The sequence below is a fragment of the Gelidibacter sediminis genome (genome assembly GCF_004364975.1).
GTDB lineage: Bacteria > Bacteroidota > Bacteroidia > Flavobacteriales > Flavobacteriaceae > Gelidibacter > Gelidibacter sediminis.
The window spans coordinates 884,410-898,320 of sequence record NZ_SOBW01000007.1; the positions used below are offsets into that span (position 1 = coordinate 884,410).

The window sequence follows — 13,911 nt, forward strand, 5'->3', positions numbered from 1 at the left end:
CATTATAATTATGCTTGTTTTAAAATTTGGAGGAACATCTGTCGGGTCAATTGAAAACATGACCAATGTTAAAAACATCATTAATGATGGCCAACGTAAAGTGGTGGTTTTATCTGCAATGTCAGGAACTACCAACACCTTGGTAACAATTTCAGAATGCATAAAGTTTAAGGAGATTGAAAATGCCTTAGAACTCATCTCTGATTTGCATACCACGTATAAGCATACGGTGGGAAAATTGATTCACAACGAAGCGCTGAAAACTGAAGTAGAGACTTATGTGCAATCGATATTTGATACGCTTAAGGATGACACCAACGCCATTTACTCACCATTATTAGCCAATAAAATTGTTGCTCAAGGCGAATTGTTATCCACATTTATCTTTAGTCGTTTTTTAAAGCAAGAAGGTCTAAATGCGTGCTTATTGCCTGCTTTGGAATTTATGCGGATTGATAAATTTAATGAACCTGACAATTTTTATATCCGTCAGAATTTTAACCGCATCATCGAAGAGCGCCCTGATGCGGACATTTATATCACCCAAGGATTTATCTGCCTAGATGCTGATGGCAATATTGCCAACTTACAACGTGGCGGAAGTGATTATACGGCTACCATTATTGGCGCTGCCTTACAGGCTACCGAAGTACAAATCTGGACTGATATTGACGGTTTCCATAATAATGATCCGCGCTTTGTACCAGACACACATGCCATTTCAAATTTATCATTTGATGAAGCAGCGGAGTTGGCGTATTTTGGTGCTAAAATTTTACATCCACAAACTGTAATGCCAGTAAGGGAATTGGATATTCCGGTACGCTTAAAAAACACGATGTCACCATCATCTCACGGCACATTAATCACTAATGCTATTCATGGCGAAGGCATTAAAGCCGTTGCAGCCAAAGATGGCATTACAGCTATTAAAATTAAATCGGCCCGCATGCTTCTTGCTCACGGATTCTTGAAAAAAATATTCGAAATATTTGAGAAGTATGAGACGTCTATTGACATGATTACAACTTCTGAAATTGCAGTGTCTCTTACTATTGACGATACCAAACACCTTTCAGAAATTATTGTAGAGTTAGAAAAATTTGCCTCGGTAGAAGTAGACGCATATAGAACTATTGTATGTTTGGTAGGAAATCAGATTGTCTACCATCCTGATACACCAAAATTATTCCAAATTCTGCAAGACGTCAATGTAAGAATGATTTCTTATGGCGGTAGCAATAACAATATATCATTGCTGATCAATACGAGTGATAAGGTTGAAACCTTAAGAAAGCTTAACCGCTATGTCTTCGACTTGGTGCCTGCATAATGCAGTTGCCGTTTAAAAATAAAAAAAGCACTTTTACAAGTGCCTTTTTTTTATGTTAGGAATTCATGATATCTTCAATTTCATCTGCTTCAATAGGAATATTACCCATCAAGTTAAACGGCTCGCCTGTTTTTTGGATGACCAAATCATCTTCCAAACGCACTCCGAAACCTTCTTCAGGAATATAAATACCTGGCTCTACAGTAAAGACCATGTTTTCTTGCATTGGTTCAGTTAAAATACCATAATCATGTGTATCCAAACCAATATTGTGGCTCGTACCATGCATAAAGTATTTTTTGTACGCTGGCCAATCTTTATTTTCATTTTGAACATCAGCTTTGTCAAGTAATTTAAGACCCAATAATTCTGAGGTCATCATATCACCAACTTCTTTGTGGTATTCCGCCCAATCTGTACCTGGCACCAATAATTTAGAGGCCTCTTTTTTAACATGATTGACTGCATTATATACGTCCTTCTGACGTTTTGAAAATCTTCCGCCTACTGGGATTGTTCGTGTCATATCACTCGCATAATTTGCATATTCTGCACCCACATCCAAAAGAATCAAATCGCCGTTTTTACATTGTTGGTTATTGACTACATAATGCAACACATTCGCATTGTTACCAGCAGCAATAATTGGTGTATAGGCAAAGCCCTTAGAGCGGTTACGTAAGAACTCGTGCATCAATTCAGCTTCAATCTCATATTCCCAAACTCCAGGTTTAACAAAACTCAACAATCTTCTAAAGCCTTTTTCAGTAATATTACAGGCTTTTTGCATCAAATCAATCTCAATTGGATCTTTTACAGAGCGTAAACGCTGTAGGATTGGATTACTCTTGGCAACAGAATGTGCAGGATATTTTTCCTTTAACCATTTTGTATATCGGTCTTCACGAGTTTCAGTTTCTACATTGGCACGGTAATGCTCATTAGTATTGATATAAACGGTGTCGCATTGCGTCATCAATTCAAACATAACTTTCTCCATGTCTTTCAACCAATACACGGTTTTGACCCCAGAGGTTTCAAAGGCCGCTTCTTTGGTTAGTTTTTCACCTTCCCAGACTGCAATATGATCATTGGTTTCTTTTAAGAATAAAATTTCGCGATGGTTCTCTTTTGGAGCATCAGGAAACAGCACTAAAATACTCTCTTCCTGATCTACGCCGCTTAAGTAAAAAATATCGCGGTGTTGTTGAAAGGGCATGGTGCTATCAGCACTAATTGGATAAATATCATTAGAGTTAAAAACCGCTAAACTACTGGGTTTCATTTGAGCCATAAAGTTTTTTCGGTTCTTTATAAAAAGGGTGCGGTCTATTTGATCGTATTTCATAATGTGAAGTTTTTTCAAAATTACAGTTTTAGTATTGCTTAAAAAAATCTAAGGCAGCTTTATGAATTTTTTAACCGTAAATAATACCAAAACCTAAACATATTTGTAATGTACCTAAAATTCGTTTTCGATATACGTAATCAGATTTTCAAAATTGTCTGAATAAGAATACATTTTTTTCTCTATCTTTCTAAAAGATTTAAAATGCCCTCAAATTGAAATTCTATCATAAGTGTAGAATTTCGTCCGTGCAACACTTACGCTCTAACGATAGCTAAATTATATGCTCAAATCCGCTTTGCTCTTCTGTCTTTTACTTTGGACATCTTACAGTTTTTCACAAGACAACAATGACTTGAAAATTTTCTTTGACTGCAACACCTGTGATCTCACTTACATTAAACAAAATCTTACCATGGTAGAATTTGTAAGAGACCAGAATTACGCTGAGGTCCATTTATTTTTTACGCGTCAAACTAATGGCAGTGGAGGCAGTGAATATGTAATTGATTTTATAGGTCAAAAAAACTTTAAAGACCTTCAAGATCAAATTAAGTTTTCTACAGATTCAGATATGACCAGTGATGATGTGCGCTCAAAAATTTTGAAGTTTGTAAAACTAGGGTTGGTCAGATATTGGGTAAAAAAAGGTAGTACCAAGGACATTTCAGTGACGATTGCAAAACCTGAAGAGGGTGAGACAACCAAAGACAGCATTAGTGATCCGTGGGATTATTGGGTGTTTGGAACGGACATATTTGGGTATTTTAGTGGAGAAGAATCCAGCAAATTTAGCAGTTTTAGTGTCAATGTAACCTCAAAACGGGTAACGGAAGCTAATAAATTTTCCTTTAGAGCCGGTTTTAGTGAGAATCAATCTACTTTTAGTTTTGACGGCACTGACATTATCTCCAAGCGTAATTCAAAATATCTGTATATCAGTGATATCATCAGCATCAGCGACCATTGGTCTACAGGGGCGTTCGCTAACATAGGATCCTCAATGTATAGCAACAAAGAATTTTATTGGGAGTTTAAACCTGCCATAGAATACAATTTTTTCAACTATTCTGTATCTGCCAAGAAACAATTGGCCCTCACCTATTCCAATGGCATTGTTTACAACAACTATATTCAGCGGTCTGTTTATGCCAAAGAAAATGAATACCTGTGGGAACATGAATTGAAATTGGGCGGTAGTGTCAATCAGAAATGGGGAAATATCTATGGTGAAGCTTCATTTGAACAGTATTTGCACGACACAAGTTTAAATGCGCTGACCTTTTATTTAGGCACAAGTATCCGATTGTTTAAGGGGCTCAATTTTAATTTGAGCGGCAATTACAGCATTACTAGAAATCAAATTAATCTCCCAGCGGGTGACGTGTCTCTAGAAGAACTCTTGCTACAACAACAGCAATTGCAATCTGGATATAATTATTATTTTAACGTTGGCTTGAGTTACTCCTTTGGTTCTATATACAATACGATTGTAAATCCGCGCTTTAATTTTTAATTAAAATCATTCCAAATAAGTAGAAATAATTCTATTTTTTGGCTTTCAATCGATTGAAGTGTATCTTTGCCTAACATTAAACTAACCTTCAAAAGATGAGCGGAATTTTAAATTCTTCAATTGGAAGAAAGTTTGCCATGGCGCTTTCAGCATTCTTCCTCATGATTTTTCTTGTACAACATTTTGCAATTAATATCCTATCAGTATTCAGTGCGGATACGTTTAACGAGGCGTCTCACTTTATGGGAACCTTTTGGGTAGTGCAATATATATTTCAACCCATCTTAATTTTAGGAGTTATTTTTCATTTTGTAATGGGAATGATTTTAGAAATAAGAAATAGAAACGCAAGAAAAATAGCGTATGTTAAAAACAATGGTAATGCCAATTCTACCTGGATGAGCAGAAACATGATTTGGACCGGTGGTGTAATTTTATTGTTCCTCGGACTTCATTTTTACGACTTTTGGCTGCCAGAAATCAACACCAAATTTATTGAAGGCGACATGAGTGGTACGCTAGCAAACGGCGAATATCGTTATTTTGAAGAATTGCAGCACAAGTTTGTAGACGTATGGCGTGTGGCGCTTTACTGTCTTGCCTTTGTGTTTTTAGCACTACACTTATTACACGGGTTCAGTTCCGCATTTCAATCGGTTGGAGCCAACAATAAATATACAAGAGGATTAAGAGGATTTGGTAAAGCTTATGCAATCATTATCCCATTAGGATTTATTTTTATCGCACTTTATCATCATTTTAATCACTAAAAAATATCTATTATGGCTTTAGATTCAAAAATACCTGAAGGCCCACTGGCAGATAAGTGGACCAACTATAAAAACAACATTAACCTTGTCAACCCAGCCAACAAACGCAACATAGATGTAATTGTTGTTGGTACAGGATTGGCTGGAGGTTCTGCCGCTGCAACTTTAGCAGAATTAGGCTATAACGTAAAAGCATTTTGTTTTCAGGATTCACCGCGTCGTGCACACTCTATTGCTGCACAAGGTGGTATCAATGCTGCAAAAAACTATCAAGGTGATGGCGATTCTACTTACCGCTTATTTTATGATACTGTAAAAGGAGGCGATTACCGTTCTCGTGAAGCTAACGTATACCGTTTGGCAGAAGTATCAGCAAATATTATTGACCAATGTGTGGCCCAAGGAGTTCCTTTTGCACGTGAATACGGTGGTTTATTAGACAACCGTTCGTTTGGTGGCGTTTTGGTATCAAGAACCTTTTATGCTGCAGGTCAAACAGGACAACAATTATTATTGGGTGCCTATTCTGCCATGAATCGTCAAATTGGTCGTGGTAAAATCAAAATGTACAACCGTCATGAAATGTTAGACGTTGTAGTTGTTGATGGAAAAGCGCGAGGCATTATCGCAAGAAATTTAGTTACTGGAGAAATTGAACGTCATTCAGCCCATGCGGTTGTATTGGGAACTGGAGGTTACGGAAACGTATTCTTCTTATCTACCAACGCCATGGGAAGCAATGTAACCGCAGCTTGGAAAGCACATAAACGTGGTGCCTTCTTTGCAAATCCATGCTATACACAAATTCACCCAACCTGTATTCCAGTTTCTGGAGATCACCAGTCTAAATTAACTTTGATGTCTGAATCGCTTCGTAATGACGGACGTATTTGGGTGCCAAAAAATATGGAAGATGTTCTTGCCATCAGAGAAGGGAAATTAAAACCAACAGCAATTCCTGAAGAAAATAGAGATTACTATTTAGAACGTCGTTACCCAGCATTTGGTAACTTGGTACCTCGTGATGTGGCCTCCCGTGCCGCAAAAGAACGTTGCGATGCAGGATATGGTGTCAACAAAACAGGCGAAGCTGTGTATCTGGATTTCGCCTCAGCTATTGAAAGATACGGAAAAGAGCAAGCTACCGTAAGACATTTAGATGTTGATGATAAAGCGCTTGTTAAAAAATTGGGTCAAGAAGTTATCAGAGAAAAATATGGTAACCTTTTCCAGATGTACGAAAAAATTGTAGATCAAAATCCGTATGAAATGCCAATGATGATTTACCCTGCGGTACATTACACCATGGGCGGACTTTGGGTAGATTACAATTTGATGACTAATGTTCCTGGGCTTTATTCTATAGGAGAGGCCAACTTCTCTGACCACGGCGCAAACCGTCTTGGTGCTTCTGCACTGATGCAAGGTTTAGCCGATGGTTATTTCGTATTGCCATATACAATTGGCGATTATCTATCCAAAGATATTCGTACAGGAAAAATACCTACAAATACACCTGAATTTGATCAGGCAGAGAACAACGTTAAAGACAGTTTAGATCACTTAATCAATAATAAAGGAACACATTCTGTTGATCATTTTCATAAACGACTTGGAAAAATCATGTGGAACAAATGTGGAATGGCTCGTAACGCACAAGGCTTACAAGAAGCTATTGTGGAAATTGCAGAGCTTCGTAAAGAATTCTGGAGAGATGTTAGAGTTCCTGGAACGCAAAACGAGTATAACGAGGAATTGGCAAAAGCAATGCGTGTTGCTGATTACCTCGAATTAGGTGAATTATTTGCGAAAGACGCTTTACATAGAGAAGAATCTGCTGGCGGACATTTTAGAGAAGAGTACCAAACAGAAGAAGGTGAAGCATTAAGACGCCCAGAATTTCAATATGTTGCGGCATGGGAATTTAAAGGTGAGCCAAAAGAGGCTATTCTTCATAAGGAAGAATTGAAGTACGAGAATATTGAAGTGAAAGAGAGAAGTTATAAATAAGAAGTAACGTTATGAAATTAACCTTAAAAATATGGCGTCAAAAAAACGCTGACACCAAAGGAAAACTAGTCGATTACCAAATTGACGGTATTGAAGGCGATATGTCTTTCCTTGAAATGTTAGACGTTTTAAATGAACAACTCATTAATAAAGGCGAAGAACCTGTAGCATTTGATCATGATTGTCGTGAAGGTATTTGCGGTACTTGCTCATTATATATTAACGGAGAAGCCCATGGACCAGATCGCTTAATAACTACTTGTCAATTGCATATGCGAATGTTCAATGATGGAGACACCATCCATATTGAACCATTTAGAGCAACCGCTTTTCCGGTCATTAAAGATTTGGTTGTAGACCGCAGTTCTTTTGACCGTATTCAACACGCTGGTGGATTTATATCAGTAAATACTTCCGGAAACACAATAGACGCCAATGCTATTCCAGTAAATAAACATGATGCTGATACGGCATTTGAATCTGCAACCTGTATTGGTTGTGGTGCATGTGTTGCAAGTTGTAAAAACTCATCTGCAATGTTGTTTGTTGGCGCTAAAGTCTCCCAGTTTGCGTTATTGCCACAAGGTAAAATTGAGGCTACAGAACGTGTTTTAAACATGGTAAAGCAAATGGACGAAGAAGGTTTTGGTAACTGTACCAATACTGGAGCATGTGAGGTAGAATGCCCTAAAGGCATCTCGCTGGAAAATATAGCCCGTTTAAACCGCGAATATTTAGCTGCAGAGTTAAAAGGATAACGTTATAGTACACTTCCAAAATTGGAAGTCATTGATATCAAATAAAATCCCAATGCTTTATTGGGATTTTTTAGTACCTTATATTTTAAACCACCCTATTATGATGCACAAAACGTGCCTTACAATTTTCGTATTGTTGTGTTACACAACACTTATTAAAGCTCAGGTTACCGAGCAACAGATCAACATTGAACAGCACTACAGTTTTAACCCTGACAGTTTAATTCATCACATTAAGACCTTATCTTCCGATGCTTTTGAAGGTAGACGTACAGGAACTGCCGGTGCTGAAAAAGCGAAACAATACATCATCAACAAATTCAGAAGCTTAAATGTTACCCCTTTAATTCAAGATTATCAACAACCATTTACGTTCACAACAAGAGGCAAGACCTATAAAGCAATCAATGTTTTAGGATTGATTAAAGGTTCAAAGAAGCCGGAAGAATACATCGTTATCAGTGCGCATTACGATCATGAAGGCATCCAAAACAACCAAATTTATAATGGTGCCGATGATGATGCATCAGGTGTTGCTGCACTTTTTGCATTTGCCGAATATTTTGAGAATCATCTACCAACACATTCTGTAATTTTAGCCGCTTTTGATGCAGAAGAATTAGGTATTTCAGGCTCGCATTATTACGTGAACAATTCAATCGTGCCTTTAAATAAAATTAAACTCAATATCAATATGGACATGATCAGTCGGAATGATAAAAACGAATTATATGCCGTCGGAACAGCTTATAACACTGCCTTAAAATCGGTTATTTCCAATTATAAAAGTGCAACAGATTTAACGCTGCTAATGGGGCATGATGGTCAAGATGGGAAACAGAATTGGACCCACGCTTCAGACCATGCGCCGTTTCATAAAAAGAAGATTCCATTTTTATACTTTGGCGTAGAAGACCACAAAGACTACCATAAACCTTCGGACACTTTTGAAAACATTCATCCGGAATTTTACAAAAATGCCGTTAAGGCTATAATTTCAATTTTCGGCACAGTAGATGCCATGCAATTATAGATAAAAATTTTTATATGGATAATCCAAACCATTATTACCAGCAAAATATAGAACGTTATCAGGCTGAAGCAAGTGCATTGCACAAAAAAACAACCTTGTTAAGCACGTTACGTATAGTGGTATTTTTGCTGACCGCAATTGGGATCTATATGACCTTTTCCAACTGGAAAATAGCAGCAGGAATCGCATTTGTGGGCATACTAATCTTTGTTTTCCTTTTGTCCCGATATACTGATGTAAAAGCCCAAAGACAGCTTAATAAAGCCTTGATCGCTATTAACCAAACAGAAATTGACATTAGTAAAGGCAGCTTTCACGATAGAAATCAAGGGTTAACCTATCAAGATCCTTTACACTATTATAGTTTAGATATCGATTTATTTGGACGTGGTTCCTTCTTTCAATTTATCAATAGAACCGTTATTGATGAGGGTACTGAAAAATTAGCGAAAGCTTTAACAGCAAACGTGGTGGATGGTATTGAACAACGCCAGGAAGCCATTAAAGAACTGGCCTCAAAACCGGAATGGCGTCAATTATATTCCGCAACAGCAAGTTTAATTAAAGTTGAAACTCCAGCGCAAACGATTATCACTTGGCTAAAGAACCACAACATGTTCCTGCCAAAAGCGATGAAATGGATTCCGATGGCGTTTCTTGGGGGTACGATTACGCTATTTGCATTGTTCTTTTTTGCAATTCTCGGTCCTAATTTTTTAGGATATTGGCTTTTCTTTGGATTAGGGATTACAGCAATTTACGTTAAAAGGATTAATGAATTATCTGTACACACCGGAAAGGTGAAGGACACTTTTAAGCAATACACCTTACTTCTGAATCAAATCGAAAATGAAACCTTCACCTCAGAATTACTAAAAGCAAAGCAAAAACAAATTCAATCTGAAGCACAGCAGGCATCATTAATTTTTAATAAATTCTCCAAGGCCTTAGATGCGTTGGATAATAGAAATAACTTCATCTCTGCTATTTTTGGAAACGGTTATTTCATATCGGATTTAAAAAACAGTTATAAAGTAGAACAGTGGCTAAAAGACTATAAAGACAAGGTAGAAGATTGGTTTGAAGTCGTGTCGTTCTTTGATGCCTACAACAGTTTAGGGAATTATGCATTTAACCATCCACAGTATGTGTTTCCATCAATTACAAATGGCAAGAACGTCATCAATGCAATTGGTTTAGGTCATCCGTTACTCAAAACCGAAAAGCGTGTAGATAATGATCTTGTTATTGAAAACGAGCAGTTCTTTATTGTTACAGGGGCTAATATGGCCGGAAAAAGCATCTTTTTGAGAACGGTTTCATTTCATATCGTAATGGCAAATGTTGGACTACCAGTATGTGCTACGTCCAGCAATTACAATCCCGTAAAACTCATTACAAGCATGCGTACAAGCGATTCATTAACCGATGATAGTTCCTATTTCTTTTCAGAACTTACGCGCTTAAAATTTATTGTAGACGCTATTCAAGAAGAATCCTATTTTATCATCTTAGATGAAATATTAAAAGGCACCAACAGCACTGATAAAGCGATAGGCTCACGAAAGTTTGTAGAGAAACTTGTGGCTTCCAATGCTACAGGAATCATCGCAACACATGATTTAAGCCTGTGTGACATCGAGAGTGAACTTGAAGACGTAAAAAATTATTATTTTGACGCTGAAATTATTGATGATGAATTGCACTTTGACTATACCTTTAAGAATGGCGTGTGCAAAAATATGAATGCGAGTTTCCTGTTGAAAAAGATGCAGATTGTATAATTACATAAAACTTTATAAGTTTTAAATTTTGTGAGGTCTAATCTGAAACTAAAAAACCCTTTCTGAAAACAGAAAGGGTTTTTTGATATCTAAAAGAAACTGCGAAAATTAAACCTCAAACGGTTCAATTGACACATAAGACTTGTTGTCTTTTTTCTTTGTAAACTTGACTAGACCATCAACTTGTGCATGCAAAGTATGATCTTTTCCACCATACACATTTTCACCTGGGTGATGTGTATAGCCCCTTTGTCTTACGATGATATTTCCAGCAACAGCAGCTTGACCTCCAAATATCTTCACACCTAAGCGTTTCGATTCTGATTCTCTACCGTTTTTCGAACTACCAACTCCTTTTTTATGAGCCATTGTCTTAAGGTTTTAATTTGTTATACTTAATGAGTTGAATTATTTTTCAACGCCACCATCTAATTTTTCCTGATAAACTTGCAATTCATCCCACTTACCATCAGCAGCTAATTTTGCTTGCTTTGGCCAAGTGTCTGTTACGATATGAGCCAATCTTGAACTCGCTTCAGTCAAAATTTCACTGATAGCTTCTGGCTTCATGTCAGCTAATTTCGCAAAGGTATCAACACCTGCTGCAATAAGTGCTTCAGCGGCTTTAGGTCCAGCTCCTTCGATTTTTTTCAAATCGTCAGCTTTTCCTGTTGATTTTTTTGCTGCTGCTTTTGGGGCAGCTTTTTCAGCTTTCGCTTCTTTTACCGGCTTTGCTTTTTCAGTTTTCTCAGCTTTTTTAGCTCCTGAAGCAACAATGCTTTCAATAACGATTTCAGTAAGAGCTTGACGGTGTCCGTTTTTCACACGGTAACCTTTACGTCTTTTCTTTTTGAAAACGATAACTTTATCACCTTTAAGGTGACTTAAGACTTTTGCTCCTACAAGAGCTCCGTCTATAGCTGGGGCGCCTAAAGTAATATTATCACCATCACCAATCAAAAGAACATTATCGAAAGACACCGTCTTTCCTTCTTCTGTTGCTAAACGGTGAACAAACACTTTCTGGTCTTTTTCAACTTTGAATTGTTGCCCTGCTATCTCTACAATTGCGTACATAGCGTAACGTTTAAATTAGTTAATTTTTATTATAAAATGGGTGCAAATATACACCTAATTAATTAAACTACAAACGTTTTTTCTTTACAAACAGCAAATAAATTGCCTCACAAAATTCATTACTGCATTGGCTGGATGCTAAAAACACTAATGTCGCTTATAATGTGGACACAAATTTACGTAATTGGAGGGTTATGTGCTATATTAATGAAGCGGAATTGACATGTAACAATAACATTTATAACTCAACTGTCAGCTTTAAACATAGCTTAAAGCGATTTTTTTGAGTTGTGATCTATCAAATGTTCCTGCTGGCCAACTTGCTGACTTTTTTTGAAGATCTGCATAAACATTAAGGTTAAGACAGCCGTAGAAGCCAAGCCCTCCATCAAAATTATGATAATAAGTATGCCTGCACCCTGATTGGTATCATCAAACCATGTTCTTAAAATGGTGTCTGGAAATGTCGGGTCTAGATGAAACATATAAATGGCCATAAACACCACAAAAAACCCTGTTGCAATAAACCCTGTTAACAACCCAGTCTTAAAACCATCTACATAAGTGAATTCTGAATTGAATTTAAATTTATAATATTTTATTGAAAAATAAATTCCCGCCGCCATAAATAGACCGTTGCCCATACGCAACCAAGCATTATTATGTAAATCAAACAATTTTAAAATTAAAAAATAGGCAATTAAACTTGCGGTAATGAACAAGCCATACTTTAATGAAACTGTTAACGATCTGTTCATAGCATAATTAGTTTTATTTTTTACTTACTAAAATTCGTGAAAAATTTTCTATAATCACAATTTTTAAGACTTAATTATGTGCTAAACCGCCTAAAACCCGTATTTTTTTTGCTATTATTGTAACAAATGGTAGTGGGATGCTACTTACATTTTATAATTAATTAACATTAAAAAGAAAACAATGAAAAAATGCTTATTCTCTTTGGCCTCTCTGCTGCTTTTTGGCGTGTTCGCCAACGCTCAACAGGTCGAATTTGAGGAGTTTGATTTAGATAACGGGCTACATGTTATACTTCATCAAGACAACACGGCTCCCGTAGTAATTACTTCAGTAATGTATGATGTAGGTGGAAAGGATTTTGAGCCTAACCGTACCGGTTTTGCACATTTCTTTGAGCATCTTCTATTTGAAGGAACGGAGAATATTGCTCGAGGCGAATGGTTTAACGTTGTCTCTTCAAACGGTGGATCAAACAATGCAAATACCTCTTTAGACAGAACCTATTATTATGAAATATTTCCTTCAAATAATTTAGAATTGGGGTTATGGATGGAATCTGAGCGTTTAATGCATCCAATTATCAATCAAATTGGAGTGGACACACAAAACGAGGTGGTTAAAGAAGAAAAAAGATTGCGTTATGATAATGCACCCTACGGTGGATTTTTAGGCGCAATTGGCGAAAACTTGTTTAAAGTTCATCCTTACAAAGAGAAAAACATTGGAGAAATGGAAGATTTGGACGCCGCTACTTTAGAGGAGTTTCAAGCGTATTTTAAGAAATACTACGTACCAAACAATGCTGTTCTAGTAGTCGCCGGTGATATTGACAAGGCCAAAACCAAAAAAATGGTCAAAGATTATTTTGGAGCTATTCCAAGAGGCGCTGATGTGGTTAGGAATTTCCCAAAAGAAACCCCTATAACTGAAACGATTAAGGCAAAAGCTTACGACAATAATATTCAAATTCCTGCCGTTATTGCAGCCTACCGCACACCAAGTTTTAAAGAGCGCGAATCGTATGTTTTAGATATGATATCCAGTTATTTAAGTGGTGGCAAAAGTTCTGTGCTTTACAAAAAATTGGTAGATGAGAAAAAAATGGCCCTACAAGCTCAGGCCATCAACCTCGGTCAAATGGATTATAGCGTCTTTGCTATCTTAGCATTGCCTTTAGGGGATGTGTCTTTGGATAGTTTATTAAATGAAATGGATGAAGAAATTGCAAAACTACAAACAGAATTGATTTCAGAACGCGATTACCAAAAATTAAAAAATCAATTTGAAAACCGTTATGTCAACTCCAATTCTAGCGTAGCAGGTATTGCCGAAAATTTAGCCACAAACTATTTATTAAAAGGCGATGTCAACCTTATCAATACTGAAATTGAAATTTACCGCTCTATCACAAGGGAGGAAATTAGAGATGTTGCTAAAAAATACTTGAGTCCTAACCAACGTTTGGAGCTAGAATATCTTCCAAAAAAAGATGACCAATAACTAAACCTTTAAACAAACATTGA

The 13,911-nt window shown here is 36.8% G+C and carries 12 protein-coding genes; 8 read left to right on the forward strand and 4 right to left on the reverse strand.

Features of this window, described 5'->3' with window-relative positions; genetic code table 11:
* The first annotated feature begins 10 nt into the window (after positions 1–10).
* The gene (locus BXY82_RS03730) at positions 11–1,333 is read left to right on the forward strand and encodes an aspartate kinase (RefSeq protein ID WP_133756828.1); all 1,323 of its coding nucleotides are present in this window, start codon (positions 11–13) and stop codon (positions 1,331–1,333) included.
* Positions 1,334–1,388: 55 nt separating this feature from the next.
* Here BXY82_RS03730 and BXY82_RS03735 read toward each other — a convergent pair whose 3' ends face one another.
* Positions 1,389–2,681 carry an aminopeptidase P family protein gene (locus BXY82_RS03735; protein WP_133756829.1) on the reverse strand — a complete coding sequence of 431 codons (1,293 nt, stop codon included), beginning with the start codon at positions 2,679–2,681 and terminating at the stop codon, positions 1,389–1,391.
* Positions 2,682–3,096: 415 nt separating this feature from the next.
* Between BXY82_RS03735 and BXY82_RS03740 the strand changes: the two genes are divergently transcribed.
* From BXY82_RS03740 to BXY82_RS03765, 6 genes are all read left to right on the forward strand, one after another.
* Positions 3,097–4,197, forward strand: a complete 1,101-nt coding sequence (locus BXY82_RS03740) for a hypothetical protein (RefSeq protein ID WP_133756830.1) — start codon at positions 3,097–3,099, stop codon at positions 4,195–4,197.
* Between the two features lie 95 nt (positions 4,198–4,292).
* Entirely contained in the window at positions 4,293–4,967 is a 675-nt protein-coding gene (locus BXY82_RS03745) for a succinate dehydrogenase cytochrome b subunit (protein ID WP_133756831.1), read from the forward strand.
* Positions 4,968–4,979: 12 nt separating this feature from the next.
* Positions 4,980–6,977, forward strand: coding sequence for a fumarate reductase/succinate dehydrogenase flavoprotein subunit (locus BXY82_RS03750; RefSeq protein ID WP_133756832.1), 1,998 nt, complete (start codon positions 4,980–4,982; stop codon positions 6,975–6,977).
* Positions 6,978–6,988: 11 nt separating this feature from the next.
* Positions 6,989–7,735, forward strand: coding sequence for a succinate dehydrogenase/fumarate reductase iron-sulfur subunit (locus BXY82_RS03755; RefSeq protein ID WP_133756833.1), 747 nt, complete (start codon positions 6,989–6,991; stop codon positions 7,733–7,735).
* A 100-nt stretch (positions 7,736–7,835) separates the two neighbouring features.
* A complete protein-coding gene (locus BXY82_RS03760; RefSeq protein ID WP_243835673.1) occupies positions 7,836–8,768 on the forward strand; it encodes a M28 family peptidase in 933 nt (310 codons plus the stop codon).
* A 14-nt stretch (positions 8,769–8,782) separates the two neighbouring features.
* A complete protein-coding gene (locus BXY82_RS03765; protein ID WP_133756834.1) occupies positions 8,783–10,552 on the forward strand; it encodes a MutS-related protein in 1,770 nt (589 codons plus the stop codon).
* Positions 10,553–10,660: 108 nt separating this feature from the next.
* Here the strand turns inward: BXY82_RS03765 and rpmA are convergent, their stop codons facing one another.
* The 3 genes from rpmA to BXY82_RS03780 form a co-directional block, all read right to left on the reverse strand.
* A complete protein-coding gene (gene rpmA, locus BXY82_RS03770) occupies positions 10,661–10,921 on the reverse strand; it encodes a 50S ribosomal protein L27 (RefSeq protein WP_133756835.1) in 261 nt (86 codons plus the stop codon).
* A 39-nt stretch (positions 10,922–10,960) separates the two neighbouring features.
* A complete protein-coding gene (gene rplU, locus BXY82_RS03775) occupies positions 10,961–11,629 on the reverse strand; it encodes a 50S ribosomal protein L21 (RefSeq protein ID WP_133756836.1) in 669 nt (222 codons plus the stop codon).
* A 269-nt stretch (positions 11,630–11,898) separates the two neighbouring features.
* A complete protein-coding gene (locus BXY82_RS03780) occupies positions 11,899–12,387 on the reverse strand; it encodes a DUF4199 domain-containing protein (protein WP_133756837.1) in 489 nt (162 codons plus the stop codon).
* 181 nt (positions 12,388–12,568) lie between these two features.
* Between BXY82_RS03780 and BXY82_RS03785 the strand changes: the two genes are divergently transcribed.
* On the forward strand, positions 12,569–13,888 hold the full coding sequence (locus BXY82_RS03785; protein ID WP_133756838.1) for a M16 family metallopeptidase: 1,320 nt from the start codon (positions 12,569–12,571) through the stop codon (positions 13,886–13,888).
* Positions 13,889–13,911: the final 23 nt, after the last annotated feature.